Source organism: Pigmentiphaga litoralis (assembly GCF_014651835.1).
Taxonomy (GTDB): domain Bacteria; phylum Pseudomonadota; class Gammaproteobacteria; order Burkholderiales; family Burkholderiaceae_B; genus Pigmentiphaga; species Pigmentiphaga litoralis.
In genome coordinates this window covers 432,893-459,653 of the sequence record NZ_BMXQ01000003.1, presented here as the reverse complement: position 1 = coordinate 459,653, position 26,761 = coordinate 432,893, and the positions used below count along the sequence as shown (strand labels likewise).

The 26,761-nt window shown below is 63.3% G+C and carries 27 protein-coding genes and 1 pseudogene; 15 read left to right on the top strand and 13 right to left on the bottom strand.

Going from position 1 to position 26,761, the window contains the following annotated elements:
* Window positions 1–180 precede the first annotated feature (180 nt).
* Window positions 181–990 carry a 2-keto-4-pentenoate hydratase gene (locus IE116_RS25190; RefSeq protein ID WP_189616588.1) on the bottom strand — a complete coding sequence of 270 codons (810 nt, stop codon included), beginning with the start codon at window positions 988–990 and terminating at the stop codon, window positions 181–183.
* 482 nt (window positions 991–1,472) lie between these two features.
* Here IE116_RS25190 and rocF point away from each other — a divergent pair, with 482 nt between their 5' ends.
* Both rocF and IE116_RS25180 read left to right on the top strand, forming a co-directional pair.
* Complete coding sequence (gene rocF, locus IE116_RS25185; RefSeq protein ID WP_189616586.1) at window positions 1,473–2,408, top strand: arginase; 936 nt, start codon at window positions 1,473–1,475, stop codon at window positions 2,406–2,408.
* 162 nt (window positions 2,409–2,570) lie between these two features.
* The gene (locus IE116_RS25180; RefSeq protein ID WP_189616584.1) at window positions 2,571–2,828 is read left to right on the top strand and encodes an acyl-CoA-binding protein; all 258 of its coding nucleotides are present in this window, start codon (window positions 2,571–2,573) and stop codon (window positions 2,826–2,828) included.
* A 191-nt stretch (window positions 2,829–3,019) separates the two neighbouring features.
* On the opposite strand, the gene IE116_RS25175 is transcribed toward IE116_RS25180, so the two are convergent.
* On the bottom strand, window positions 3,020–3,994 hold the full coding sequence (locus IE116_RS25175) for a 2-hydroxyacid dehydrogenase (RefSeq protein WP_189616583.1): 975 nt from the start codon (window positions 3,992–3,994) through the stop codon (window positions 3,020–3,022).
* Window positions 3,995–4,231: 237 nt separating this feature from the next.
* Here IE116_RS25175 and IE116_RS25170 point away from each other — a divergent pair, with 237 nt between their 5' ends.
* The 3 genes from IE116_RS25170 to IE116_RS25160 are packed head-to-tail and all read left to right on the top strand — an operon-like array spanning window position 4,232 to window position 6,675.
* Entirely contained in the window at window positions 4,232–4,492 is a 261-nt protein-coding gene (locus IE116_RS25170; RefSeq protein ID WP_189616665.1) for a FeoA family protein, read from the top strand.
* Between the two features lie 9 nt (window positions 4,493–4,501).
* On the top strand, window positions 4,502–6,346 hold the full coding sequence (feoB, locus tag IE116_RS25165; protein ID WP_189616579.1) for a ferrous iron transporter B: 1,845 nt from the start codon (window positions 4,502–4,504) through the stop codon (window positions 6,344–6,346).
* The gene (locus IE116_RS25160; protein ID WP_189616577.1) at window positions 6,343–6,675 is read left to right on the top strand and encodes a DUF6587 family protein; all 333 of its coding nucleotides are present in this window, start codon (window positions 6,343–6,345) and stop codon (window positions 6,673–6,675) included. Before feoB ends, IE116_RS25160 begins: the two co-directional genes overlap by 4 nt.
* Window positions 6,676–6,780: 105 nt before the next feature.
* Here IE116_RS25160 and pncB read toward each other — a convergent pair whose 3' ends face one another.
* Together pncB and panB are read right to left on the bottom strand one after the other, a co-directional pair.
* A complete protein-coding gene (pncB, locus tag IE116_RS25155) occupies window positions 6,781–7,956 on the bottom strand; it encodes a nicotinate phosphoribosyltransferase (RefSeq protein WP_189616576.1) in 1,176 nt (391 codons plus the stop codon).
* Complete coding sequence (gene panB / locus IE116_RS25150; RefSeq protein WP_189616574.1) at window positions 7,953–8,831, bottom strand: 3-methyl-2-oxobutanoate hydroxymethyltransferase; 879 nt, start codon at window positions 8,829–8,831, stop codon at window positions 7,953–7,955. The genes pncB and panB overlap by 4 nt, the downstream gene beginning before the upstream one ends.
* A 342-nt stretch (window positions 8,832–9,173) precedes the next feature.
* Between panB and fdxA the strand changes: the two genes are divergently transcribed.
* The 7 genes and pseudogenes from fdxA (at window position 9,174) to IE116_RS25115 (ending at window position 14,340) form a co-directional block, all read left to right on the top strand.
* Window positions 9,174–9,497, top strand: coding sequence for a ferredoxin FdxA (gene fdxA / locus IE116_RS25145; protein ID WP_179589916.1), 324 nt, complete (start codon window positions 9,174–9,176; stop codon window positions 9,495–9,497).
* Between the two features lie 9 nt (window positions 9,498–9,506).
* Window positions 9,507–10,316: a ferredoxin--NADP reductase gene (locus IE116_RS25140; RefSeq protein ID WP_189616572.1), complete on the top strand. Its 810-nt coding sequence runs from the start codon at window positions 9,507–9,509 to the stop codon at window positions 10,314–10,316.
* An 84-nt stretch (window positions 10,317–10,400) separates the two neighbouring features.
* Window positions 10,401–11,663: a polyhydroxyalkanoate depolymerase gene (locus tag IE116_RS25135; protein ID WP_189616571.1), complete on the top strand. Its 1,263-nt coding sequence runs from the start codon at window positions 10,401–10,403 to the stop codon at window positions 11,661–11,663.
* Window positions 11,660–12,152, top strand: a pseudogene (locus IE116_RS26025) (RnfABCDGE type electron transport complex subunit B); the annotation flags it as partial. The gene IE116_RS25135 and the pseudogene IE116_RS26025, both read left to right, overlap by 4 nt.
* Window positions 12,153–12,598: 446 nt before the next feature.
* A complete protein-coding gene (nth, locus tag IE116_RS25125) occupies window positions 12,599–13,237 on the top strand; it encodes an endonuclease III (protein WP_189616566.1) in 639 nt (212 codons plus the stop codon).
* Window positions 13,238–13,536: 299 nt separating this feature from the next.
* A complete protein-coding gene (locus tag IE116_RS25120; RefSeq protein ID WP_179589926.1) occupies window positions 13,537–13,908 on the top strand; it encodes a hypothetical protein in 372 nt (123 codons plus the stop codon).
* Window positions 13,909–14,010: 102 nt separating this feature from the next.
* The gene (locus IE116_RS25115; protein ID WP_189616564.1) at window positions 14,011–14,340 is read left to right on the top strand and encodes a hypothetical protein; all 330 of its coding nucleotides are present in this window, start codon (window positions 14,011–14,013) and stop codon (window positions 14,338–14,340) included.
* 118 nt (window positions 14,341–14,458) lie between these two features.
* On the opposite strand, the gene IE116_RS25110 is transcribed toward IE116_RS25115, so the two are convergent.
* The 4 genes from IE116_RS25110 to IE116_RS25095 all read right to left on the bottom strand — a co-directional run bounded on the left by IE116_RS25110 (window position 14,459) and on the right by IE116_RS25095 (window position 17,324).
* A complete protein-coding gene (locus IE116_RS25110; RefSeq protein WP_189616562.1) occupies window positions 14,459–15,043 on the bottom strand; it encodes a hypothetical protein in 585 nt (194 codons plus the stop codon).
* Window positions 15,044–15,131: 88 nt separating this feature from the next.
* Window positions 15,132–15,287 carry a hypothetical protein gene (locus IE116_RS25105; protein ID WP_189616560.1) on the bottom strand — a complete coding sequence of 52 codons (156 nt, stop codon included), beginning with the start codon at window positions 15,285–15,287 and terminating at the stop codon, window positions 15,132–15,134.
* Between the two features lie 55 nt (window positions 15,288–15,342).
* A complete protein-coding gene (locus IE116_RS25100; RefSeq protein ID WP_189616558.1) occupies window positions 15,343–16,701 on the bottom strand; it encodes a sigma-54-dependent transcriptional regulator in 1,359 nt (452 codons plus the stop codon).
* Window positions 16,702–17,003: 302 nt separating this feature from the next.
* On the bottom strand, window positions 17,004–17,324 hold the full coding sequence (locus tag IE116_RS25095) for an ElaB/YgaM/YqjD family protein (protein WP_189616556.1): 321 nt from the start codon (window positions 17,322–17,324) through the stop codon (window positions 17,004–17,006).
* A gap of 449 nt (window positions 17,325–17,773) precedes the next feature.
* On the opposite strand from IE116_RS25095, the gene IE116_RS25090 reads away from it, so the two are divergent.
* Window positions 17,774–18,856: a sigma-54 interaction domain-containing protein gene (locus tag IE116_RS25090; protein ID WP_189616554.1), complete on the top strand. Its 1,083-nt coding sequence runs from the start codon at window positions 17,774–17,776 to the stop codon at window positions 18,854–18,856.
* A 125-nt stretch (window positions 18,857–18,981) separates the two neighbouring features.
* Here the strand turns inward: IE116_RS25090 and IE116_RS25085 are convergent, their stop codons facing one another.
* A complete protein-coding gene (locus tag IE116_RS25085; protein ID WP_189616552.1) occupies window positions 18,982–19,122 on the bottom strand; it encodes a hypothetical protein in 141 nt (46 codons plus the stop codon).
* 689 nt (window positions 19,123–19,811) lie between these two features.
* On the opposite strand from IE116_RS25085, the gene IE116_RS25080 reads away from it, so the two are divergent.
* On the top strand, window positions 19,812–21,275 hold the full coding sequence (locus IE116_RS25080) for an RNA polymerase factor sigma-54 (RefSeq protein ID WP_268249251.1): 1,464 nt from the start codon (window positions 19,812–19,814) through the stop codon (window positions 21,273–21,275).
* Window positions 21,276–21,314: 39 nt separating this feature from the next.
* On the top strand, window positions 21,315–23,426 hold the full coding sequence (locus IE116_RS25075; protein WP_189616550.1) for an AsmA family protein: 2,112 nt from the start codon (window positions 21,315–21,317) through the stop codon (window positions 23,424–23,426).
* A 30-nt stretch (window positions 23,427–23,456) separates the two neighbouring features.
* On the opposite strand, the gene IE116_RS25070 is transcribed toward IE116_RS25075, so the two are convergent.
* From IE116_RS25070 to egtD, 4 genes are all read right to left on the bottom strand, one after another.
* Window positions 23,457–23,705, bottom strand: a complete 249-nt coding sequence (locus IE116_RS25070; protein WP_189616549.1) for a hypothetical protein — start codon at window positions 23,703–23,705, stop codon at window positions 23,457–23,459.
* A 90-nt stretch (window positions 23,706–23,795) separates the two neighbouring features.
* Window positions 23,796–24,239, bottom strand: coding sequence for a response regulator (locus IE116_RS25065; protein ID WP_189616548.1), 444 nt, complete (start codon window positions 24,237–24,239; stop codon window positions 23,796–23,798).
* A 78-nt stretch (window positions 24,240–24,317) separates the two neighbouring features.
* On the bottom strand, window positions 24,318–25,664 hold the full coding sequence (egtB, locus tag IE116_RS25060) for an ergothioneine biosynthesis protein EgtB (protein ID WP_189616547.1): 1,347 nt from the start codon (window positions 25,662–25,664) through the stop codon (window positions 24,318–24,320).
* Entirely contained in the window at window positions 25,661–26,722 is a 1,062-nt protein-coding gene (gene egtD / locus IE116_RS25055; RefSeq protein ID WP_189616546.1) for an L-histidine N(alpha)-methyltransferase, read from the bottom strand. Before egtD ends, egtB begins: the two co-directional genes overlap by 4 nt.
* Between the last annotated feature and the right edge of the window lie 39 nt (window positions 26,723–26,761).

Genomic DNA, 26,761 nt, shown 5'->3' with positions numbered 1-26,761 from the left:
TGAAGAAGTTTTTTACGCTTGTCAAACTGTCGAAACATCCAACTGCTAGACATCTTCACCACCAAACCACTGCTCTTCAGAACCCGCTGCACCGCTGCTGCCTGGGCAGATCGCGTTGCGTTTGTTCCGTCGAGCCCTGAAATATAGCACGGTTATTTTCTGGCCTGCAAGTCGGTCGGATCACAATAAAGTGTCGACCCGGACTGCGAATACCTTGCCGTCAAACCGGGCTTCAAGATCCGTCGACCCGCAGCCAATATCGAAGGGTATTGCGCACGCGCCGGTGGTGATGATCTGGCCTTTATTGAGCATGACACCCCGCTCACTTGCATGGGCAATCAGCGCGGCAAACGATTCCCAAGGTGACGTGACATCGTCTCCCGTCGCGACACGGGCCCGCACGACACCGTCAGCCATGACCGACAGGCCTTGTGCAACCTGGTCGATCCGGTCGGTTTCCACTTCAGGTCCCACCACCAATGCGCCGAAACCGACCCCGTCCGCGACGAAACTTGGCCAACCCACCGCACGGCGATTCTGGAATCGGGACAGCACGAGCTCGAACGTCACTCGGGTAGCGCCCACCGCGTCGGACAAGCGACTCGGCGCCTCGTGAGGAACAATGTCCTGACCCAGCACAAACGCGATCTCGCATTCCACTGTGATCGGACGATCGGTCGGCAAGGGCACCACATCTCCGGGCGCATACACGAGCGACTCATACACCCGGCCGATCAGCGGCCTGGCCAGCCTCGCCTGCCGCATCGCGCCGATGCTACCGACACCCAGCTTCCACCCCGCGAGCGGTTCACCTCGCAGTTGTGCCACAGCGTCCTGGACGGCATACCCCTCGTCCAGCGTGGCCGGGCGGCTCGCTTCTGGCAACGCGTCCAGGACGCCGTGGCTGCGCCATGTACTCAGGAGCAGTTCGGCAGCCGGCATGGGATCAAAGGAGCGAGCCGGATCGGACACCGCGGAAGTCGTCATCATGGAGAGTCCTCATGGATATTTCTTGGCACTGGGGCACGCGCGTGCTTGATTGACCGATACGATAAGCGTTCATTCCGATCATCAGGAAAGCCAAGGGCCTGGCTCGATTGAAAAGCGATGCATGGCCGCGCAGGACGGTGCTCGGGCAATGGCGTATCGGTTCGAGTCACTGTCCACCACGATGCTACCTACCGCGGTGCCACCTCTAAATTAGCCTGTTAACTATATAGGGGCCCGGTCAGAAAGCCCCGGTCGGTCACACGTTGGTCCGGCCACAGGGCCCTGCAGGGCATCAGTGGTCAGCATCGGCGCCGACAGGACGTGGCGCGTGCGTTGCGACTCCGCACCGCGTATGGGTGCAACGCCGGGTGTGCCCTTTGCTGGTGAGCGAGGCCGTTGCTGCTTGGCCCGGCGCTTGCAGCGCAGTCACTGTTCTTCCATCGCGTCGCCTTGGCGTAGCGAGTTTCAGGAGCACCTTGTTCATGAGTCGTCTGTCCAGTTTGCCTGTCATTGAACTCATTGGCGCACCGACCGATGTGGGCGCGGGCGTGCGCGGAACGTCCATGGGGCCCGATGCCCTGCGTGTTGCCGACCTGGACACCGCACTGCGCTTGCTGGGGTTTCATGTCGTGGACTGCGGCGACCTGGTCGGGCCGCTGAATCCAAGACAACCGGCCGCCAACGGCTATCGTCATCTTGGCGAAGTGCACGCCTGGAACGCCCTCTTGTTCCATGCCGTGCTGGGGAGCCTCTCGCGCAACGCCTTGCCGGTGGTGCTTGGGGGCGACCACTCGCTGGCGATCGGATCGATCAGCGCGGTAGCGCAGGATTGCCGCCGACGAGGCAAACGCCTGCGGGTGCTCTGGCTCGACGCCCATACCGACTTCAATACGTCTGCCATGACGCCAAGCGGCAACATCCACGGCATGCCAGTCGCCTGCCTGTGCGGACATGGACCGATGGAACTGATCTCGCTGTCGGACCGGCAACCGGCCATCCTGGCGACCGAGGTGCGGCAGGTGGGCATTCGCAGCGTCGACGAAGGTGAAAAGCAGTTCGTGAACCAGACGGGACTGACGGTTTACGACATGCGCTACATCGATGAGGTCGGCATGCGAGCGACGGTAGAACGTGCACTGGAAGGACTCGATGAGAACACCCATCTGCATGTGAGCTTCGACGTCGATTTTCTTGACCCCGATATTGCGCCGGGCGTTGGCACGCCTGTGCTCGGAGGGGTCACCTACCGCGAAGCGCAGCTCTGCATGGAGATGATTGCAGATTGCGGGCGGCTGGGATCGTTGGATGTGGTCGAGATCAATCCGGCACGCGACGTCCAGAATCGCACCGCGCTGCTGGCGGTCGACTTGCTGAGCAGCCTGTTCGGCAAGTCCACGCTGGTGCGCCCTACTCTATGACACGCGGCACGGCATCGATGGCATCCACGCCATTCCTGCGGTACACGGCATCGAGGCCGTCCGACCTTTGCTGCCCGATCACCGCCCGGTCCATGGTGCTTGGACAGTGCCACGGGAATTCGGTAGGGTGGAGCTCTCCCCCATCATCTGACAGGAAACACCATGAGCGATCTGACGACACGATTCAACGACGCGGTTGCCGCGAGCAAGACCTTGTCGGAGCGCCCCGACAACATGACGCTGCTCAAGATGTACTCCCTCTACAAGCAAGGCAGTCAGGGGGACGTGACGGGCGAGCGTCCGGGCATGACGGATTTTGTTGCCCGAGCCAAGTGGGATGCCTGGCAGACGCAGGCGGGCAAGAGCCGCGAACAGGCGATGGAAGAATACGTCGCGCTGTATGACTCATTGAAGGATTGACCCGCCCGTCTGACGCAGGACCGGCTGGGCCACTCTCAAAGGAGCCCCGCGCGTACTACCCTGCGCCGGCCGGCCTGCCCTGCCTCGCCGTCCCGCCTCGCCGCCCTGCCTCGCCGCCCTGCCTCGTTGTCCGGCGCTGCCGCCCTGCCCTGCCCCTCCGTCCTGCCCCTCCGGCCTGCCCTGTCCGCAACTCAGGCGGGCAGCACGTCTTTGTTCACCAGCGTGCGTGGCGGCTTGCCGTCAAGCCAGTCCGTCACGTTGGCCACCGCCAGGTCGCACATCGCGCGGCGGGTGCGGAAGGTGGCGCTGCCAATGTGCGGCGTCAGGACGGCGTTGGGCGCTGCCAGCAGGTCTGGGTGAATGCGCGGCTCGTTTTCGAACACGTCCAGGCCGGCCGATGCGATCTGCCCGGATTGGAGAGCCTGCGCCAGCGCCACGTCGTCAACCAATCCACCGCGTCCGATGTTGACCAGGACCGCCGTGGGTTTCATGGCGGCCAGTTCGGCGGCGCCGATGATGTGATGGGTGTCGGCCGAGTACGGCACCACCAGGATGACGTGGTCTGCCGTGGACAAGAGTTCGGCCTTGTCTGCCCAGCGCGCACCTTCGTCTTCCCCTGGCGGCAGGGCACGGCGGTTGTGATAGATCACGTTCATGCCGAACCCTTTGGCACGCCGGGCGATCGCACGGCCGATGCGTCCCATGCCGACAATGCCCAGCGTGGTGCCATGCAGGTCGGCGCCCAGCCAGAGGTCGATGGCCCAGCGGTTCCATTGACCGTCGCGCAACCACCGTTCTGAATCACCGATACGGCGGCCCGCTGCCAGGAGCAGTGCCCAGGCCATGTCGGCGGTCGATTCCGTCAACACGTCGGGCGTGTTGGTCACCATGATGCCGCGGCGGGTGGCGGCGACGACGTCGATGTTGTTGTAGCCCACCCCCACATTCGCAATCAGGCGCAGTTCGGGAAGCTGGTCGATGACGGAGGCGTTGAAGGGACAGCCCGTGGTAGCGACCGCGGCACCACAGCCCGCGACATGACGCAGAATCCCGGCGGCATCGAGCGCCTCGTCAGCCGGGCTCAAACGCAGGTCTGCACGGTCGGCCAATGGCGCGGCGGTGTCGGGAAAGTACTGACGGGTGAAAGCAACCACGGGACGCGACATCGGAACTCCTCTTATGCGACTGTAGATAGGCAGGCGAATGATGGCACGATCCTGCCGCAGGCTGCACGCACGGGCGCCTTTACGCCATCCAGAGCGTGCCCGGGTGCCCGTCCAAACCTGCCCGATGCGGCCATGCAGCGGGCTTTGCGGCCACCGATTCGGCTGCCACGCCCCCGACTCGGAAAACTTTTATAATTAACAATCATTTTCATTAAAGGAACAGGTGCGCCCATGACCATTCGTCTCTCCGACCTGCCGTACGGCCAACAGGCGGCCGTGAATACGGTGGAGGACGTGGGGCTGCCGGATCCCATCGCCACCCGCTTGCGGGACCTTGGTTTTGTGGCGGGGGAGCCTGTGCGCATCGTCGCCCGAGGCCCGATTGGCGCCGACCCGCTGTTGATCCAGATCGGGTTCACACGCTTTGCCCTGCGCCGCGCCGAAGCGGCGCGCGTACTGGTCGAACCCCTTGTGGTCGAACCCCTTGCTGCAGGCTGATTTCCACTCATGACGACACAAGTTCTGTCCGCCCAACGCATCGCGCTGGTCGGCAATCCCAACTGCGGCAAGACCGCCCTCTTCAACCTGCTGACGGGCAGCCGCCAGAAAGTCGCCAACTACGCCGGCGTGACGGTTGAGCGCAAGGAAGGCCGTCTGACCACACCGTCGGGCCATACGCTGAGCATTCTGGATCTGCCGGGCGCTTACAGCCTGCATGCAGTCAGCCCAGACGAGGCCGTCACGCGGGACATCTGTATGGGCTTGCGCGCGGGCGAAGCCCGTCCGGACATGCTGGTGGCGGTGGTGGACGCAACCAACCTGCGGCTGCACCTGCGCTTCGTGCTTGAACTGCAGCGGCTGGGCCTGCCAATGGTGATGGCGCTGAACATGAGCGATGCGGCCGCGCGGCGCGGCATCGTGATCGACCGTGCCACCTTGCAGGAACAGTTGGGCATGACCATCGTGGAAACGGTGGCGGTCAAGCATGACGGAGCTTCGAGCCTGCTATCGCGCATCGACGAGGGCGTCCCGGCGATTCCGCCCGCGCTGCCGGAAGGCGCCGACCTGCACGCCGAGGTCAACCGGCTGCTGAAGGCCGCCGTGACCGTGCCACGCCGCACCGCTGCGATCGATGACGCCGTCGATCGCTGGGTGCTGCACCCGGTGCTGGGCCTGGTGATCCTGGCTGCCGTCATGTTCCTGATGTTCCAGGCCGTGTTCTCGTGGGCCGAACCCGTCATGGGCGGCATCGAATCGGGCATCGGCTGGCTGGGCGAGCAGGTGGGCAACCTGATGCCGGAAGGCCTGTTGCACAGCCTGATCGTGGACGGACTGATCGCCGGCGTGGGCAGCGTGCTGGTGTTCCTGCCGCAGATCCTGATCCTGTTCTTCTTCATCCTTATCCTTGAAGAATCGGGCTACCTGCCGCGGGCGGCCTTTCTGCTCGATCGCATGATGATCGGCGCCGGCCTGACCGGTCGCTCGTTCATTCCGCTGCTGTCGAGTTTCGCCTGCGCCATTCCCGGCATCATGGCGACCCGCAGCATCCAGGACACGCGCGAACGGCTGGCCACCATCATGGTGGCGCCGCTGATGACATGTTCGGCCCGCCTGCCGGTCTATGCCCTGCTGATCGGCGCGTTCGTTCCGGCCGACACGGTGTTGGGCATCTTCAATCTGCAAGGCGTCACGCTGTTCGTGCTGTATGTGGCCGGTATCGTCAGCGCACTGGTGGTGGCGTGGGTCATGAAGCTGTTCCGCCGCGACACGCGTGAGCACTCGCTGCTCCTGGAACTGCCGTCGTACCGCGTGCCGCACGCCCGCGATCTGTTCGTGGGGCTGGTGGAACGGGCGCGGATCTTCCTGACCCGGGTGGGCGGCGTGATCCTGACGCTGACGGTGCTGATCTGGTTCCTGTCGACCTTCCCGTCGCCGCCCGAAGGCGCCGTGGGTCCGGCGATCGAGTACAGCTTTGCCGGCCGTATCGGCAGTGCATTGCAGACGATTTTCGAGCCGATCGGCTTCAACTGGCAGATCTCGATTGCGCTGGTGCCGGGTCTGGCCGCACGCGAGGTGGCGGTGGGCGCGCTGGCCACGGTGTATGCCCTGTCGGGCGCGGCTGATGACGCGGCAACCACGCTGACGCCGCTGATTGCCGCACAATGGGAACTGGCGACGGCCTTTTCGCTGCTGGCGTGGTTCATCTTCGCGCCGCAGTGCCTGTCGACGCTGGCGGTGATCCGCCGTGAAACGGCCTCCTGGAAGTGGGTAGGCATCGCAACGGTCTATCTGTTTGCGCTGGCCTACATTGCCTCCTTCATCACCTATCACGTCACAAGGATGCTGACATGACTGCGTATTCGACCTTCGAGAGCCTGATCGTCGGCCTGGTCGTGCTGGCATGCGCGCTGGGCGCATTCCGGCGGATGATGCCCAAGACGCATGCGCGGCTGAAACAGCGCGCTGGCGACTGGATGGCACGGGGCGGCCACCCTGCGTGGATGCAGTCGGTCGGCCACCGGTGGGCGGCGCGGAAGGTCGATGCGGGAGGCTGCGGCAGCGGTTGCGGAACGTGCGACAACTGCGGGACGTCGTCGGACGCAGCCACCATGCCTTCTGCCAGGGTGGATCCGGCTGCCACCGTGCGCCCGGTCAAACTGGTGAAGCGCGAGTCGCTGTAGGCCTGCAGGGTCGTCTTGCCGGTGATCAGGCAGACTGCAATCCAGGCAACCCACCGGCAGCACACGTAAAAAAGCCAGGCGTCCTGTCGGACCGCCTGGCTTTTTTCATTCTGCCGGAATTTCGAAGACCTGCCGCAGATAGGCCAGATAGGCCTTGTCGTCGCACATCGTTTTTTCGGGGGTGTCGGACACCTTGGCCACAGGCTGGCCGTTGCACCGGACCATCTTCATCACGACCTGGAGCGGTTGATAGCTGAGGTCGTTGGTCAGGTTGGTGCCGATACCGAACGCCGTGATGCAACGGCCGGCGAAACGTTTGGCCAGTTCGATTGCCAGCGGGAAGGTCAGGCCGTCGGAGAACACCAGCGTTTTCGTGCGGGGGTCCACACGATTCTGGCGGTAGTGGGCGATCAGGCGTTCCCCCCATTGGAAAGGGTCGCCCGAATCATGGCGCGCGCCGTCGAACAGCTTGCAGAAATACATGTCGAAGTCGCGCAGGAAGGCGCTCATGCCGTAGACGTCGGACAGCGCAATACCCAGGTCGCCCCGGTATTCGCGCGCCCAGACTTCGAAGCCGTAGGTTTGCGAGTCGCGCAGCCGCGGGCCGAGCGCCTGGCAGGCCTGCAGGTATTCGTGCGCCATGGTGCCGAGCGGCGTCAGGCCGTGCTTCATGGCGAAGTACACGTTGCTGGTGCCCGCGAAGTTTTCCTTGAGCGTGTCGCGCAGCGTGACCATGACTTCTTCGTGCCAGCGCTTGGAAAACCGGCGGCGCGTGCCGTAATCGGCCACCCGGAATTCCTTGAGGTCGGGGTCGCTGCGGACCAGTTGCACCTTGCTCTGCAGCCGTGCGCGACCTTCTTCGTAGGCCGGCGCGAGCTGGGTATTGCGAAAGTACACCTCGTTCACGATCGACAGGACCGGGATCTCGAACAGGATCGTGTGCAGCCACGGGCCTTCGACCATGATGTCGAGCTCGCCGGGACTGGCGGACTTTTCGATCGAGATGCAGCGTTCGGGCAGATGGAAGAGCCGCAGGAAGTCGACAAAGTCGCTCTTGATGAAGCGCATGCTGCCCAGGTAGTCGAGTTCTTCGTCGGTGAAGCGCAGCGCGCAGAGCTGCCGCACTTCGTCGCGGATCTCGTCCACATAGGGCTGAAGGTCGACCCCCTGCGTGCGGCACTTGTATTTGTACTGCACCTGCGCGGCGGGGAACTGATGCAGGACGACCTGCATCATCGTGAACTTGTAGAGGTCGGTGTCGAGCAGAGAAGTGATGATCATGGTGCCGCTCCGGGTGTCGCCGCTTCAGGGTTGGGCGAGCTGCCATAAAGACCGGCGACAGACCCGGAGGTCAGGCCGTAGACGTGTTCTGCGCCAGGAAAGACGCCGCTTTCGACTTCCCGGGCGTACCGGCGCGCCGCCTGCAGGACGGCGTCGCCGCCACCCGACACATCCACCATGTAGTTCTTCACGAACTTGGCAGGGCTGCGCGTGAGGCCCAGCATGTCGTGCAGCACGAGCACCTGGCCATCGCAGGCAGCGCTGGCGCCGATGCCGATGGTCAGCAGCGTGGTGTCATTGCACACGCGTCGTGCAACGGCGTCGGGCACGGCTTCGATGACCAGCATGGCCGCGCCGGCGGCTTCAACAGCCTGCGCGTCGGCCACGATCCGGTCGGCGTCGGCCGTTTCCTTGCCCTGCACCCGAAAGCCCCCCAGCGCGTGCACATGGGATGGCATCAAGCCGATGTGCCCGCACACCGGAATGCCGCTGCGGGTCAGGAGTTCGATGGTAGGTGCGATTTCGGCGCCGCCTTCGAGCTTGACCATCTGCGCGCCGGCCTGCATCAGGATCACGGCATTGTGCAAGGCTTGAGCAGGACTTTCCTGGTAGCTGCCGAAGGGCATGTCGGCCAGCACGAACGCGTTCGCCGCACCGCGAACGACGCAACCGGTGTGATACGCGATGTCCTGCACCGTGACGGGTAGCGTGGAGTCGCGTCCTTGGACAACCATGCCAAGGGAATCCCCGATAAGCAGGGTATCGATGCCGGCTTCGTCGAACACGCGGGCAAAGCCCGCGTCATAACACGTCAACATCGATAGTTTGCGGCCATTGGCGAGCTTCTTGCGCAGCGCGCTCAAAGAGGTTCGCATCGTGCAGTCTCCGGATAATCAAGCTGAGGATGTCAGCCGGTCGATTTGGTAAGCAACTCCCAGGCAAGCCTGTGAGCCGGTCAACATAGCACAGCGCGCGCCGCGTTTCCCGCGCATACGGACAGTTGCAAGCACGCAATCGCCCTGGGGAAGCACTCGATTACGGCTGAATACGCTGCTTACCCGTATGACGGAGCAGCCTTGCAGACCCCCGTCGTGGTGTTCCGGGTACGCGTAGACCGGACGCGCCAAGGGGTTATGCAGGCGAAACCGCCCGAGTCCGGTAAAATCACTGGCTAACCCAATTTTTTCAACGGCACGCCGCGTGCCGCGGAGCTTCGAATGACCCACGTCGTCACTGAAAACTGCATCAAGTGCAAATACACCGATTGCGTGGACGTGTGCCCTGTGGATTGCTTTCGCGAGGGTCCCAACTTCCTGATCATCGATCCGGATGAGTGCATCGACTGCGCCGTCTGTATCCCGGAATGCCCGGCCAATGCCATCCTGGCCGAAGAAGACCTTCCGCAGGACCAGTTGCATTTCATCGAGATCAACGCCGAGCTGTCCAAGAGCTGGCCCAGCATCACCCGTACCAAAAAGCCGCTGGACGATGCGGACGAGTGGAAGGACAAGCCCAACAAGCTGCCGCTGCTGGAGCGCTAAGCCGCCTGCATGAGTGCCGACAAATACACCGCCGAGACCGTGACCTGGGTCAAGACCTGGGTGCCCGGCAAGCTGTTTTCGTTCCGGACGACCCGGGACCAGGGATTTCGTTTCGCGCCGGGTCAGTTCGCCCGGCTGGGCGTGGCCAAGACGGATCCCGGTGCGGCCGATGGTTCGGGCAGCACAATTGTCTGGCGGGCGTATTCCATTGTTTCGGCACCCTATGATGAACACCTGGAGTTCTTTTCCATCGTGGTCGACGGCGGTGAGTTCACCAGCGAACTCGAAAAGCTGGGCGAAGGCGACACGATCTATGTGGACAAGACTGCCTTCGGTTTCCTGACGACGGCGGCCTTTCCGACCGGCAAGGACCTGTGGATGTTGAGCTCAGGTACGGGGCTTGCGCCGTTCATCTCCGTATTGTTGGACTTGCAGGTATGGGACGACTACGAGCATCTGATCGTGGTGCACAGCGTGCGCACGGCCGAAGAGCTTGCCTACCGCGAAACCATTGAAGGACTGGCCGATCATCCCTACTTTGGTGAGATGGTTGCCGCCAGCCCCGGCAAACTCATCTACCTGCCATCGATCACGCGCGAAAGCGTGCCGGGTGCACTGAATGGGCGCATCACGACCTTGATCGAGAATGGCGAGCTCGAACGCCGCGCCGGCGTGCCGCTCGACCCGGTGCGGGGACGGGTGATGTTGTGCGGTAATCCCGAAATGGTGTCCGATTTACGCCACTTGCTGGCGACCCGGGGATTTGCTGCCTCACGCCGGGGCAAGCCCGGCAACCTGGCCGTCGAGAACTACTGGTAGTTGCACCGCCTGTGTGCATTGTGCATTGCACGATCCCTATGGCAGAGCAATAATCGTCAGTCATATTGCAGTCCCGGAGCATCCATGCTGTACCAACTCCACGAAATGCAGCGCGCGCTGTTGACCCCGTTTGCGAGCTTCGCCGACGCCAGCGCACAACTTTTCTCCAATCCGTTCAGCCCGCTCGCGTACACCCCCGTGTCGCGCCGGATCGCTGCGGGCTACGAGCTGCTGTATCGGCTTGGCAAGGACTACGAAAAGCCGGCCTGGGACCTGCCCACCACAACGATCGACGGCGTCGAGGTCCCGGTGACCGAATCGAACGCCGTCCAGAAGCCCTTCTGTAATCTTGTCCATTTCGAGCGCGGCGCCGTCCACCGCAGCGTCGGCAAGGATGCTGGCGCGGCGCGCAAGGACCCCAAAGTCCTGCTGGTTGCGCCGCTGTCGGGTCACCATGCAACGCTGCTGCGCGATACCGTTCGCGCCTTGCTGCCTTCGCACGACGTCTATGTGACGGACTGGGTCGATGCGCGGATGGTGCCTGCTTCGGCTGGCCCGTTCCATCTGGACGACTATGTGCTGTATGTGCGCGACTTTATCCGTGCACTGGGTCCGGATGTCCATGTGATTTCGGTGTGCCAGCCGACCGTACCGGTGCTGGCCGCGATCTCGTTGATGTCGACCGAGAACGATCCCGCCCTGCCGCGCACCATGATCATGATGGGCGGCCCGATCGATCCCCGCAAATCGCCGACCCAGGTCAACACGCTGGCCACGACCAAGCCCTATTCGTGGTTCGAAAACCAATTGATCCATCGTGTTCCGCCGCGCTTTCCGGGCGCCGGCCGCAAGGTCTACCCCGGCTTCCTTCAGCATGCCGGGTTCGTTGCCATGAATACGGATCGCCATGCGAAGTCGCACTACGACTTCTATCTGGACCTGATCAAGGGCGACGACGAAGACGCGGAACTGCATCGCAAGTTCTACGACGAGTACAACGCCGTGCTGGATATGCCGGCCGAGTACTACCTGGACACCATCAAGACGGTGTTCCAGGAAGCCGCCCTGCCCCGAGGCACGTGGGACGTTGCCGGCGAGCGCGTCAAGCCCGCGGACATCACGTCCGTGGCGCTGTTGACCATCGAAGGCGAGCTGGATGACATTTCCGGTTCCGGCCAGACGCAGGCAGCCCAGGACCTGTGCTCGGGCATTCCTGCCGCGGACAAGGAACACTTCACCGCCAAGGATTGTGGCCACTACGGCATTTTCTCGGGCCGCCGCTGGCGCACCATCATCGAACCGAAGATTGCCGCGTTCATTCGCCAGCACGAACGCGACTCGGCCTGACGCTTTTTTCCGTGCACGACCTCGCTGACCGTATCGACGCCCTGCTCCCTCAAACCCAATGCACCAAATGCGGGTTCGACGGTTGCAGGCCGTATGCGGAAGCGATCGCCGGGGGTGCGGCGGGCATCGACCGCTGCCCGCCTGGCGGGGATGCCGGCGTCGCCGCGCTGGCAGCCTTGCTGGACCGGCCCATCGTCCCGCTCGATGCGGAACGGGGACTTCCCGGGCCCCTTCGGGTCGCCCGCATCGACGAGCAGCACTGTATTGGCTGCACGCTGTGCATCCAGGCCTGTCCGGTGGACGCCATCGTCGGTGCCAACAAACGTATGCACATCATCCTGCCGTCGGCCTGTACGGGCTGTGACCTCTGTGTCGCACCCTGTCCGGTCGATTGCATCCACATGGAGCCAGTGGCGCCGGCGCGTGCCTGGACGGACCAGGACGCAGCCGATGCACGGCGGCGGTACACCCTGCGGCAGGCGAGGCTGACGCAGGACGACGACCGCAGCCACCTTGGGGCTGGGTCGCCGGCGCGCCATGGGATCTCCGATGGGATCTCCGATGGGACGCCTGAGGCGACGCCCAACGCAATGCCGCTGGCCGCGTCAACAGGCGCGCCGACGGGAGCGCCGGCCTTTGACCAAACGATCGCGGAGCCGGCATCCGACTCGACTGTTGCCGGCATTCGGTCCGGGCCCGCATCCGGCACTCAAACCACCTCCGCAACGGCCCCCGTTCCGCTAGCTGTTCCGCTTGCGGACAGTGCTGCCGCGCCCTCCCCCGACAGCGCCGAAGCCCGCAAGCAGGCCATTCTGGCCGCGGCGCTGGCACGGGCTCGCGCGCGCCGAGCCGGGTGATCGGGCCTTTCAGGTGCAGGCAAGCGTATTCCTGCGGCACCGCCTGGCTTCACCGGCCCTCTTTCTTTTCCTTCTGCAATGAATAACACCAAGCGCCAAGAGATCTTTCGCCGCCTGAGCGCGGCCAATCCCACGCCGCAGACCGAGCTGGAGTACACAACGCCGTTCCAGTTGCTGATCGCCGTCATCCTGTCGGCGCAGGCCACCGACAAGTCGGTGAATATTGCCACGCGCCGCTTCTTTCCCGACCATGGCACACCTGAAGGGATTCTGGCCCTGGGCGAGGAGACGCTGGGCGAACACGTGCGCACCATCAATCTCTGGAAGACCAAGACGAAGAATGTCCTGGCGACCTGTCGGCAGCTGATCGAGCGCCACGGCGGCGAGGTGCCGGCGGACCGCGCATCGCTGGAGGCGCTGCCGGGCGTGGGCCGCAAGACCGCCAACGTGGTCCTGAACACGGCGTTCCGGCAAGTGGCGATGGCGGTCGACACCCACATCTTCCGGGTCAGCAACCGGACGGGGCTGGCCCCGGGCAAGAACGTCGTCGAGGTCGAAGCCAAGCTGTTGAAATTCGTGCCCCGCCAGTACCTGATGGATGCCCACCACTGGCTGATCCTGCACGGGCGCTATGTGTGCGTCGCGAGGACACCGAAGTGCCCGGAATGCGGCATCGTCGATCTGTGCGATTACCGCAGCAAGACCCGGCCTGCGTGAGCAAGACTGCGCCATCCGGCTGCATGATCCACGCCGCCTGTTGGCCCACTTGAGCCGAGCCGTCCAATCGACACGCCGGCCCGGCCCGCCCGACCACCCCATGCTTTTGCCGCTTTATACACAACAGGTACAAGCATTCGCTTTTTTTACATCGGATGCACACCCGCTTTACAACGTCGCGCTGCAAAGGGCGCTGTATCAAGCCTGCGCAGCATGGCATGGGGCTTGCAAGGATAAGGATGCACCGGGAGTGATTACGGTCACCCGATGTACCCGTCTATTGAAGCTAGGAGAGCCCTATGAAAACCATAAAAACCACCCTGACCATCGCCCTGCTGTCCTGCGCTGCATTCTCCGTCGGCGCGCACGCTGCTGACGACGCATACAAGATGCGCGACAAGCAGATCGAAGCTGAGTACAAGTCCGCCATGGAACTGTGCAAGCCGATGAAGGGCAACAATCAAGACGTGTGCGAGAAGGAAGCCAAGGCCAAGCGTACCAAGGCTGAAGTGGACAACAAGGCCGCTGCCAAGACTGGCGACGTCCGTGCCGATGCCAACAAGGAAAAGCGCGAAGCTGACTACAAGGTTGCCAAGGAAAAATGTGACGCCATGTCCGGCGACGCCAAGGACATGTGCCAGAAGCAGGCCAAGACAACCTACAACATGTAATTGCCTGAACGTCTGATCCCGCCAGGGGTCAGACTTCAACGACAAGAACGATCGCATTCCATTCAGGCCGCTCACAGCGGCCTTTTTTCTCAGGAGTCGAACATGGCGAACAGCACCCTACTTAACGATGGCGCAGAAGCAATGGGCTTCCCGCCGGGCCATACCAACAGCGATCTTGGACCGAGCGACAGTTCGGATACCGGCAGTGATCGTGCGGGCTTGCCGCAAGGTGACAGCGACTCCGACTCGGGCGGAGCGGGCGATCGTCCTTCGGTGGACATTTCGATCGAAGAAGAAGGCGATGATCTGCTGCCAGACTCGATCGAACCCATCCCGGGTGAAGGCGTGGACGAACAGGAAATCAGTCAGGGCAATGTCGGCGACCGGATCGGCGATGCGATTCCGGATGACGATGAGAACGACAACGTCTGACATGGAAAAGGCGCCTAAAAGAAGGCGCTTTTTTTCAACTCTGGCGAACCGATCGGCCGATTCGTCATTGGAACGAAGACCGGTCCGTGCCATACCGCACCGGGTCGTTTCGCCTGACTTACTCGGTGGCCTTGGCGGGCACCTTGTCGCTCAGGACTGGGGTGTTGGTCGCATCGAAGTCCACCCAGTCGCCGTTCTTCCACTGACCGCCGGCACGCTCGATATCCTTGCCGCCCGCCTGCAGCAGAATCTGCGAAGCCAGCGTTTCGGTATCGGGCACGACGCGCACCGACGTCAGCACGCCCGCGCGGCGCATGCCGATGTCCTGACCGGGGCGCGCGGGCCGCTTGCTGTTCTGTTTGGTCGCCACCATGGCGCCGCCCAGCGAGCCAATGTAGGCACCCACTGCAACGAAGATGATCAGTGCCCACAGCGGGATGCCCGACACCATCCACACCGCGGCGCCCAAAACCGCGCCCAGCACGGCAATCGTTGCCGCGCCGATGATCGCGCCTTTGTGCGCATCCTTGGCGCCCTCGCTTGCAGCCTGATCGCCACCCACGGCGTGACGGGCGTGTTGACCGGCCGGGTTCACGAAGAAAATCGACACGTCTTCTTCCTTGAAGCCTTTCTGGAACAGCATACGGCCAGCGGCTTCGGCCTCGGGAAACGAGTCGAATCGAGCAGCGACAATCAGGGACATGGTGTTTTCCTTATTAGCATTGTGCCCGCTGTACAGCACGAAACGTGCCGTTCAGCGGGCGCTGGTCAGGAAGCGGCAAGGCGGGAGGTCAGCCTTGCGGAGGAACCGGCGCAGGCGGGATCTGCGGGGGCTCGACAGGCTCGGGATTGTTGGGCGGGGGATCGCCGACCGGGCCGCCTGGCGGATCACCGATCGGGTCGACCGGGGGATCGTTGACGGGAGGTACCGGGGGGGTGGTGTGCATGTGCAGATCCTGCATGTTGGCTCCTTGTCGTTGTGGCCGCTTGCCCCCCACGCGCCTATTCGTCGAGCGCGTCGGAAGCCGAATATTCTTCAAGGCGGTTGTATAGCGTCTTCAGGCTGATGCCCAAGACTTCGGCCGCGTGCTTTTTGACACCCGCGCATTGCTCGAGCGTCGCAAAGATCAGCTGACGATCTGCTTCCGCAAGAGACATACCCACCGGGATCGTGATGATCGTTTCTGCGGGCGCCTTCGACGTGGCCAGCTGCATGGGCGCTGCAAACGGGCTGATCAGCCCTTCATCGGCCATGATGAACGCGCGCTGCACGTAGTTCTTCAATTCGCGGACGTTGCCCGGCCAGGAATGCGCCGACAGGTTCGCGAGCATCTCGGGCGCGAAGGTCTTGGTCGTGCCGTGCTGCGCGTTCAGATCGTCCAGGAAACTCTGCGCCAGCAACTCGGAATCCTTGCCGCGATCGCGCAAGGGCGGAAGCTGCAGCGGGAACACATTCAGGCGGTGGTACAGATCTTCACGCAGCTTGCCTTCGGCCACCGCTTCCATCGGGTTGCGGTTGGTCGCGGCCACGATGCGGACGTCGCTTTCGATTTCCTGGTTCGTGCCGACCCGCATGAACAGGCCCGTTTCGAGCACCCGCAGCAACTTGACCTGCAGTTCGATCGGCATTTCAGTGATTTCGTCGAGGAACAGCGTGCCGCCGTTCGAGCGTTCGAAATATCCCTTGTGCTGGCGTTCGGCGCCGGTGAAGCTGCCGCGCTCGTGACCGAACATTTCGCTTTCGATCAGGTTGGGCGAGATCGCGCCGCAGTTGACCGCCAGGAAAGGCCGCTTGCGGCGCAGGCTGAGCTCGTGCACCGTCTGGGCTGCCAGTTCCTTGCCCGTACCACTTTCACCGATCAGAAGCACGGTTGCCTCGGTGGGCGCCACCTTGTTGATCTGGTCGTAGAACTGCTGCATGGCTGCGGAATTGCCGAGCATGCGGCCAAAGCGGCCATACCGGCGCAGTTCGCCGCGCAGCGAGCCGATCTCGGCCTTGAGGTCGCCCGAACGCGGGATACGGTCCAGGATCGCCTTGAGGCGCTGCATGTTGATCGGTTTGACCAGGTAATCGGCCGCGCCCAGGCGCAGCGCGTCCACCGCACTTTCCACGCTGGCGTGGCCCGTGATCAGAATCACTTCCACCGGGATGCCCGGCTCCAGTTCCTTGAACAGGTCCATGCCGGTGCCATCGGGCAGCTTCAGGTCGGTCAGCACTACGTCGGGCGCCTGCCGCACGATCTGGATCCGGGCTTCGCGCAGGTCGCCGGCGACGGCGGTGGTGAATCCCTCGTCAGCGATGATTTCGGCGAGCGCGGCCCGCGTGTTCGGTTCATCATCAACGATCAATACGTGCGGCATGCGAGCAAACTCCGATAACCTGTAAAAACGCGCGCTGGGAACCTTCGCTACCCTTATAACAGGGTCCGATCCGCCACGCGCGCGTACCACCTACTTCCCATTCAAACCGTCGAAACGATAGCAAGAAACCGGGTCTCCTAACGATTCCCGGGCCGCACCTGCCGCCGCATCGGGCACGTTGCCGGATGCGGCAGACCGGTGACGGCCCGCTTCATGCACGGACTGCCTCGCGTTTCCCGATCTGCGTGCAGGACGCAGGGCAGCGAAAGGCGGTGCAGGGTCCGCATTATGCCTAGTGCGGCTTAACGGCGCAGCGCAACCAGGCTGACCAGAACGCCGACTGCGGCAGCAATGCCGACAGCGCGCCAGGGGTTCTCACGCACGTAGGCGTCGGTGGTTTCCGACACTTCCTTGTACGAGTCGATGGCCGATGTTTCCAGGTCGCTGTAGAGGCCCTTGGCACGGCTCAGCTGTGCGTTCAGCTTGCTGCGTGCGCTGTCAACTTCCGTACCGGTCGCCGCTGCGGTGGAGCGCAGCAGGTCTTCCGCACCTTCAACCAGGCCGCGAAAGTTGCTGGCGATCTTTTCTTTCTTGGAAGACACATCAATTGCATTGGCAACCATGACTTTCTCCTTGTGTACGACGAAGGCTCGACCTGGACCGGACAGTCCGGGAGGTCGTGCAACAAGCACCGTTAATAAAAATGAACATCCCCGCCGCCAACGCCCTGGGAGGCTTGCCGGAGCAACTCCGGCCTGACCGCGCAAGGCCCTGCGAGCACCGACTCGGTACCGCAGTTGATGTTGATATGCATCTTCCGTGCCAATGGGCAGGAACGTGAATTCGCCAAGCTACGGCCCGGCAGAATCTGCGGATCTTCCCAGCATGGCCACGCCGCGCAAATTGCGCGCAACGTAAAATTTACACGCTTTCGTATAATTTCTCCCGACCGAGCAAGCCTTGCACGGATTGGTTACCAACACGGGCGGACCGTAACCGGGAGCGCGTTTGAGGCACTGATCAAACGGGGTACGATCAATGCATAAATCCATACTGACCTAGCAGGGACCCGATGCAATCAGGCGATGTTTCCAATCCAACCATTAATCTTCCGGCTGATGCTGCGCCAGCGTCGATTAAGCCGAGGAGTGGGACAGCGCGCGCCGCGCAGGCCGGGACCAATGCCATTCCCCAGCCGTATGGGCTGCTGTATGGCAACTCGCCGGTCATGCAGAACCTGTACCGGCAGATCGACAAGGTTGCCAAGACAGCCCTGTCCGTCCTGATCGTCGGCGACAGCGGGACCGGCAAGGAATTGATCGCCAAGACCGTCCATGACAAGAGCCAGCGTAACGCCAAGGCCTTCATTCCGGTCAACTGCGGCGCAATTCCGGCATCGCTGATTGAAGGGGAACTGTTCGGTCACGAAAAAGGCAGCTTCACGGGTGCGATCCACCAGCACATCGGGTACTTCGAGCATGCCAGCGGCGGCACGATTTTCCTGGACGAAATCACCGAGATGGCGCCCGACATGCAGATCAAGCTGCTGCGGGTGCTCGAAACCGGCACCTTCCATCGCGTGGGCGGTACCGAGCAGATTGAAGTGGACGTTCGCGTGATTGCCGCAACGAACCGCGACCCGCAGGTGGCCGTCAAGGACGGCCGGTTCCGGGAAGACCTGCTGTACCGCCTGGCCGTGTTTCCGATACGCGTGCCCCCCTTGCGCGAACGCCAGGGCGACATCGAGCTGTTGGCGCAGCGGTTCCTGGACCAGTTCAACGCCGCCGAGAAAACCAGCAAGGTGTTTTCCAAGCGCGCGCTGGAAGCGTTGGGCCAGCATTCGTGGAACGGCAATGTGCGGGAGTTGAAGAACACCGTGCATCGTGCCTTCATCATGGCCGACAAGGTGGTAGAACTGCCGGGCCCGACCCAGCCGCCGCGCAACAAGCGCGCGGTGCGCCGCGAAGGTTTCCTGGATGTGTGGATCGGCACGCCACTGCTCGATGCGCAGCGCGAAATCATCCTGGCGACGCTGGCCCATTTCGATGGCGACAAGCGCCAGGCGGCAAGCACCCTTGGCATCAGCCTGAAGACGCTCTACAACCGCCTTGAAAGCTACAAGCCCGATGGCTCGGGCGGCGGGTCGGTCGAATAAGCCGCAGCACCGGATTCAAAAAAAGCCCGCTTCAAGAAAAGGCCGTTTGAAGAAACGCCCGCACCAAATAAAGCCCGCAACCAGTGCGGGCTTTTTCATGCGTGACACCCTGGCACACACACGCGCTACAGCCAGCGTTCACCAAAGCGCGAGATGAATTCCATGACGCGGTCCTTGACGGGCCGCTTGTGCCACTGCGCCAGCGTGACCTGCCGGGACAGCGCCACGTCATTGTAGGGCCTTGAGAAACGCTGGGTCGGGGACAAAGTAGGCCATCGTGATGTGGATGGATTTTGATGTTCGCCACGGCAGGCCCACGGATTTCGAGATGCGTGTCACGCCATGGCGCGGTGGACGCCGTGGGCTTGCCCGCACACCTGGCTTCTTCATCGCGCGCCTTTTGTGCGGACGACTTGCCGCTGCCAAAGCGCCGGAACGACCCCTATGACGGGGTTGAACACGGCGACCTGCACGCCACCGGCGCGCATGCGATCAACAGGGTCTTGGGAACGTTCAGGGTCCCGACGTCATCGACCATGATCGCGGCGGCCACGCCCTGGTTCACCTTTGCGTCGCAGGCTCGGGGTCAGGCAGTGTCGCGCAATGCGACAGGCTGACCACGCAAGCGGCGGCGATCACGACTCGACCTGTCAATGTCATTGTTATGGCGGACGAACCGGAAGGTATGGATGAGCACGCAGAGCAAAGCTCATGCCAACCGGGGCCGGCCCCTCCCGCGCAAGCTGGTGCGGCGTGTCGGCCGCAACCTGACAGCAAGCCGCGTTCCTCATTACATTTCACGTAAAACTTACCGGCGAAAATCCTGGCTGAAATCGACCACTTGGGCTGGAGATGCCCTGTTCATGCGGATCTGAAAAGTGGCACGAAGCTTGCAAACAAGAGGACGGTAGTCTGTTATCGCCCGCCTGGGCACCGTTCATCTGGGAGATCCAACGTGGTACAAGCCACCTACGATATGCGTGCGCGGCAGCAGTTGTCGCTTACGCCGCGGCTGCAGCAATCCGTCAAGCTTCTGCAGATGTCCGCGCTCGAATTCACACAGGAACTACAGCAGGCACTGGCCTCGAATCCCTTCTTGGAGGAAGACGACGAAGTCGCCCTCGAGACGGACGCGGATGGCATGCCTGTGTCGCAGGACCACAGCCTGACCGAGGTGCCCACATCGAGCGCATCCGAGGCTGACGAAGCCCCCTATTCTGCCACCAACGACACGTCCATCGAATCCGATCTGGGAAGCTATGGCTCGGAATACGCCGGCGAGCGCGGGTCGAGCAATGACGACGAAGCCCACGACATCGGTGAGTGGACCAATGCCACGCTGGACCTGCGCGATCACCTGCGCCGCGAACTGTGCGGGTATCGGCTGAACGACCGCGATCGCGCCCTGGCCGAGATCGTGATCGAAGCTCTGGATGACGACGGCTACCTGCGCCAGGACTTCTCCGAGCTGTCGGACGTCCTGGATTTCGATCCGGAACCGAGCGAAGAAGAATGGATGGTCGCCCTGACGCTGGTGCAGCAGCTCGATGGCCCGGGGATTGGCGCGCGCAATCTGGGCGAATGCCTGAAGCTGCAGATCGATGCGCTGGGCGCCGACACGCCGGGCCGCGAGCTGGCACGCCGGATCGTGACGCAGCATCTGGATCTGCTGGCCCGCCGTGAAACTGCGGAGATGAAGCGCCGCCTGAGCTGCGACGAATCCGAGTTGATCGCTGCGACCAAGCTGATCCGCAGCCTGGATCCCAAGCCGGGAACCCGCTATTCCCGCCAGACCACCGACCACGTGATTCCCGATGTGATCGTGCGCAAGGTGAAGGGCCGCTGGGTGATTGCGACCAATCCGGCCGTGATGCCCCGTGCCCGTCTGCACCACGCCTATGCCAACCTGTTCCGCCGCGCCCGCTGCGGCGACCGGGCGCCGATGGCGCAGGAACTGCAGGAAGCGCGCTGGCTGATGAAAAATGTCGAGCAGCGTTTCACGACGATCCAGCGGGTCGCCGAAGCCATCGTCGCGCACCAGAAAACCTTTTTCGACTACGGCGAAATCGCCATGCGACCGCTCGTGCTGCGCAAAGTGGCCGAAGAACTGAATCTGCACGAGTCGACCGTCTCGCGTGCGACCGGCAACAAGTACATGGCGACGCCCCGCGGCGTCTTTGAGTTCAAGCACTTCTTCTCGCGCGAATTGGCAACCGATACCGGCGGTAAATGCTCGGCGGCCGCGGTCAGAGCGTTGTTAAAAGACATGATTGCGAGCGAGAACCGCGAAGATCCGCTTTCCGACGTATCTTTGACTAAAATGCTTGCGGACCAGGGAGTGGTGGTCGCCCGCCGCACGGTCACCAAGTACCGTGGACTCATGAAAGTGCCTCCCGCGGAGTTGCGCAAACAACTCTGAGCATCATCAACGCGGAAGCCCCGCAACGGACGGCAATGGATGTCGGTTAGAAAAGTTGTTGCGACACTCGTCGCCGCTCCCGTGGTCATCGTTGGTATTGCGATGGCAATCGATTGGCGGTTCCTGCGGTACCCGATTGAACGTTATGCCAGCGAGCAACTGGGAAGGCCGGTCACGTTGACCGGCTTTCACATGGCCTTGCGCCCTTTCACCACCCGTCTCAACTTCGAAGGCTTGCGTATCGGCAACGTGCCCGATTCCCGCCAGCCGCAGATGGTCGCCCTCGACATTGCCGAAGTGCATCTGTCGACGTGGCGCGCGCTGCACAAACAGATCCTGATCGAACAACTGGCGCTGCGCGGAGGCGAGGTCTACCTTGCACGCGCCAGGAACGGCGCCAATAACTGGACCCTGCCAGGTCGTGAACGCAACGACGTGGACGTCGAAGCCCTGGTGCTCGATAACGCGCTGATCGATTATGACGATCGCCAGCTCGATCTGACGGCTGACATCCGGACCACGACGCTGCGCAAGCCCGATGCGAAGGGGCACACCATGCAAGCCGAATTCAACGGCTACTACGGGACAGCGCGCTACCAGGGCAAATTCGCAACCGGCCCGGTGATTTCGCTGCGCGAAGCCGAAACCCCCTTCCCCTTCCGTATCGACGGGCGCGTCGGCGCCACCCGGCTCAAGGCCGAAGGCACGATGCAGAACCTGCTGGGGGACCTGGGTCTGGATGCCACGGTGGACCTGTCCGGTCCTACCCTGGCCAACCTGGCGCCTTTTGTTGGCATTGCGTTCCCCAATACGCCTCCGTTTGCCTACCGCGGCCGGCTGGCCCGCACGCAAGGCAAATGGGACGCGACACAGTTTGCCGCGTCACTGGGGCGCAGCGACCTGACGGGCGACCTGGCGTGGGACCCGCGCGGTGGGGCGCGCCCCAAGCTGACGGGCGACGTCCACAGCCGCGTGTTCGACATACAGGACGTTGCACCCCTGTTTGGCTGGACGCCGGTGGTGCCTGCTGTCATCGATCGCCCGCGCACCACAGCGGCAAGAACGACGGCGGCAAGAACGACAACGACCGCCAAGAAATCGGCGCCTGCGGGCGCTGCCAACCGGAGCGGATCCACCCGGAGCGGATCTGCCCGGGTGGCGGCCACGCCACGTGGCAAGCCGGAACCGGATCGCCGCGTCCTGCCTGAATGGCAATTCGACGTGGCGCGGCTGCGCGCCAATGACGCGGATCTGAAGGTGGACATGGCCGTGCTGCGGTCTGGCACGACATGGTCGTTCGAGAGCGTTGCCGGGCGCGCGCTGATCGATCAGGGACAGCTGACCCTGTCACCCTTCACGGTCGGTTACGCAGGCGGACAGTTCTCGGCCAAGGTCACCTTCGATGCGCGGTCGACGCCCGCCCAGGCCGCCGTGACCGGGACGCTGCAGAAGGCGCGCTATGGCCGCATGTTTGCCGATGCTGGCAGCCTGAAACGCAGCGACGGGATGATGGGCGCCGATATCCGGCTGACCGGATCAGGCGACACGCTGCGCGACATGCTGGGCAGCGCCAATGGTGCGTTCGGCCTGGTGCTGGCCGGCGGCAATCTGTCGAACCTGGTGACTGATGGTCTGGTGGTCGATACCGGCCCCGCCCTGTTGCATCTGATCGGGCCGGAAAAGCGGACGGTACTGCGCTGCGCGGTCGCCGCGTTTGATGTGCAGAAAGGGGTGGCCCGCACGCAGACCTTGATGATCGACACGCCGGATGCGCGTCTGGGTGGTCAGGGCACGGTGACGTTCGCCGACGAACGGCTGGACTTGCGACTGGTGCCGGTCGTGAAAGAGGTTGTCAGGGAGACGACGCGCGAGGGCGTCAAGGAAACTGTCAAGGAGGCGGCGCCTGCCGTCGCGCGATCGCCGATCGCGATCATGGGTACCTTCGCCTATCCCGATGTCCGGGCAGACCGGGCCGTTGCCATGGGGTCGGTCGCGCCCGGCCTGCCAGGCGCATCGGGCATTTCGGGAGTATCCATGGCGACCGGGCTTGTGCCGCTGGTTGATACCGGCTATGGACGCGACGCCAACTGCGGCGCGGTGCTCGGCCAGGATGTCGAAACGTCGGGTGGCCGCCGCGCCCGCGCCCGATAAAGCGGGCGCTTCAGCACGCCCGCAAGAACGTCAGTCCTTGGTCGGCTCATTGGGCGGAACCGTGTCCTGGCGCTGACCCCGCGAGCCGTGCAGGTCGGTGTCTTCCTGGCCCGACTGCACATCGTCATACGCCTGCTTCATGATGCCGCGCGGATCGCTCTGCTGGCTGTGATCCGATTCGTCGTGTTCGTGCGGCAGCTTGGGACGGGCGTCGCCCTTGTGGTCTTGCGTGACGGTATTGCCGGGCTGCGCTTTGGTATTGGGTTTGTCGTCAGTCATGTGATTCGCCTTGCAATGATCAGGAATTCAGCTGCAGGCTGCTGCCTGCAGCAGTCGGTACGACAAGCAGGTTGCAAGCTCCGTACCAGCTCATCCTGCCGGCGTCGCGCCGCGCGCATCCCGGTGGCGCGCCGCCTCGGCAATCACCGCTTTCAGTTGATCCGGTCCGACCGGCTTGACCAGGTGGCGCGTGTAGCCGCACTGCGCGGTGCGCTCGCGTTCGGCGTCGCCGCTGAAGCCCGACAAGGCAGCCATGTAGGGCAGCGGAAAGTCAGGATGCGCCGCGACATGGGCCTGGATACGTCTGCCGGCTTCGTACCCGTCCATGAGCGGCAAAGACAGGTCCATGAGCACGAGATCGGGTCGCCAGGCAACGATGGTCTCGACCGCCTGCTGGCCGTCGAAGCTCGTCTTGACGTCGTGACCGAACACCTCGAGCAGGATGCCGAGCGCTTCGGCCGCGTCCATATGGTCGTCAACCACCAGGACCCGCAAGCCGGTTGCGGAATCAGAAGAGGCAGGCGTAAAGGACATCAGTAAACATTCCAAGAATCGGGGAAGGAGGACATCGGACGACCCGTCTGGCGCACCTGCCAGCGGCGTCGCCCGGAATCAGCGCGCCAGCCGCAGTCCGGAGAACTGCCAACGCGCGCTGGTGGGAAAGAAATTGCGATAGGTGCCGCGAATGTGACTGCGGGGCGTGGCGCACGAGCCGCCACGCAGCACCATCTGATTGATCATGAACTTGCCGTTGTACTCGCCGACGGCGCCCTCGGCAATCCGGAAGCCGGGATACGGAAGGTAGGCACTCTGGGTCCATTCCCAGACGCCACCATACAGTCCCTGGAAGCCTGTGGAAACATCGGTGTCTGCGGCCGACAACGCACGCGGGTGGAAATGGTTGTCTTCGGCAAAGTCCCCCGCGGCCGTCGCCGGATCGACTTGCGCCGCCGCTGCTTCCCACTCCTGCTCGGTAGGAAGGCGCGCCCCTGCCCACCGGGCAAACGCATCGGCCTCGAAATAGCTCAGGTGGCAGACCGGCGCATTGCCATCGATCGGCGACAGGCCCTGTGCCGTAAACGCCAGCCACGTGGCATCTCGCCGGACCCAATACAAGGGCGCCTGCCACTCTTCGCGCTGGCACACGTCCCACCCCTCGGACAGCCACCATTCAGGAGATGCATAGCCACCATCGAGCATGAAAGCCAGATAGTCGGCGTTGTTGACCGGCCGGCTGGCCAGGGCGTACGGCTGCAACCAATAGGGGTGACGGGGCCGCTCGTTGTCGAACGAGAAGCCCTCGCCCTGACTGCCGATCTCCACCAGGCCGCCGGGCATGTCGATGAACCGGAGCGGCGCCTTGATGGACGCAGGCGGACGTTGCACAGTGGCCGCGGACGCGATGCCGATGGCGGCGGCCTCGCGGGCGACGCCCTGCTCCGGCCGATAGGCCGGGTAGGCAGGATTGCGGGAAAAGTGATGCTTCAGGTCCGTCACCATCAGTTCCTGATGCTGCTGCTGATGATGGATGCCGAGTTCGATCAAGTCGAGGGCGTCGTCCGACAACGGCGTCGACGCCATCCATTCGAACAGCTGATGATGCACCGAATACTGGTAGGCCAGCACGCGCTCCAGCGGCGGGCGTGACAGCATGCCTCGCTCGCCGCGCGGATGGCGGGCGCCCACACCTACGTAGTAGGAGTTGAACAGCTCACGAAAGGCGGGGTCGAACGGTGCGAATTCGGCGCGGCCGTTCTCGAGCAGGAAGGTTTCGAAGAACCAGGTGACGTGACCCACATGCCATTTGAGCGGACTGGCATCCTGCATCGATTGCAGCATGCAATCTTCCGGGCTCAGCCCGTCAAGCAAGTGCAATGTCGCTGCGCTGACTTCACGCGCCCGGGCAAGCAGGCGTTCCTGGCGCACGCCCGTCTGCAAAGGCTGGGGCAATGCGCTCATGCGCTCGCCAGGAACACACCGAACCACGACTGCGGGTCGGTCCACATCTTGTGGCGCGTGAATCCCGCGCGCTGCAGTACGGTCACGAACTGTTCGGGGGTGTACTTGTACGAGTGCTCGGTCACGATGGGCTCGCCCTCTTCGAAGGTCCGAATCTCGCCCCCCAGGCGCACGAACTGCTTGCTGTTGGCCACAAGGCGCATTTCGATGCAGCCGCGGACCTCGTCAAAGCGAGCCTGGTGCGAGAAGTTTTCGGTCCGAAAATCGCTACCCAGCAGCTTGTTGGCGACGCGCAGCACGTTCTTGTTGAACGCTGCCGTCACGCCAAGCCCGTCGGCGTAAGCGCGCTTCATAATTGCGGGATCCTTGCGCAGATCGACGCAGACCAGGAGGCCGCCCCGGCTGCCCAGGTGGCTCCGGACGGATTCCAGCATGGTCACGGCCGAGTCCGGCGCAAAATTGCCGATCGACGAGCCCGGGTAGAAAAACAGCGGTGGCCGGGCTTCGACATCGCCCAGCAAGGCATGCATGTCGAAGCCGCGCGTGAAGTCAGCGCCTTGTGCCAGGCATTCGATGTCGGGAAAGCGGCGGCCCACTGCCGCGACGGACTGCTCGATCCATTCCGCTGCGATGTCCACGCCGATGAAGCGGCTGGCGTCGACATGTTCCAGCCAGGTGCGCGACTTGGCGCAATCGCCGCAGCCCAGGTCGATCCACTGAGCGGCCTTGGGCACGTGCGACGCGATATCCGTGCGGTACATCTCGAAAACGGCCCGCTCGGTGCGCGTGGGGTAGTACTCGTCCAGCTCGCATATCGCGTTGAACAGCACACAGCCCTGGGTGTCATAGAGGAACTTGGGATCGATCGTGGCGGATCGCTTCAGCAGCCCGGCCCGCAGTTCAGCGGCGCGCATGGCGTCGGCTGACATTTCCGGCAGTTGGGCCGACACCTGAGGCGCCGGGGCTCGGTCAACCAGCCGGGACCGCGACAGGGCCAATGCCGGTCCCGTGTCGCCGCCCGCAGTGGAGCGCGCCGACGCTTCTAGCGTAGTAAACATGTAGTGATTCCTTGGACACAGCCCACGGCCGTCTCATGC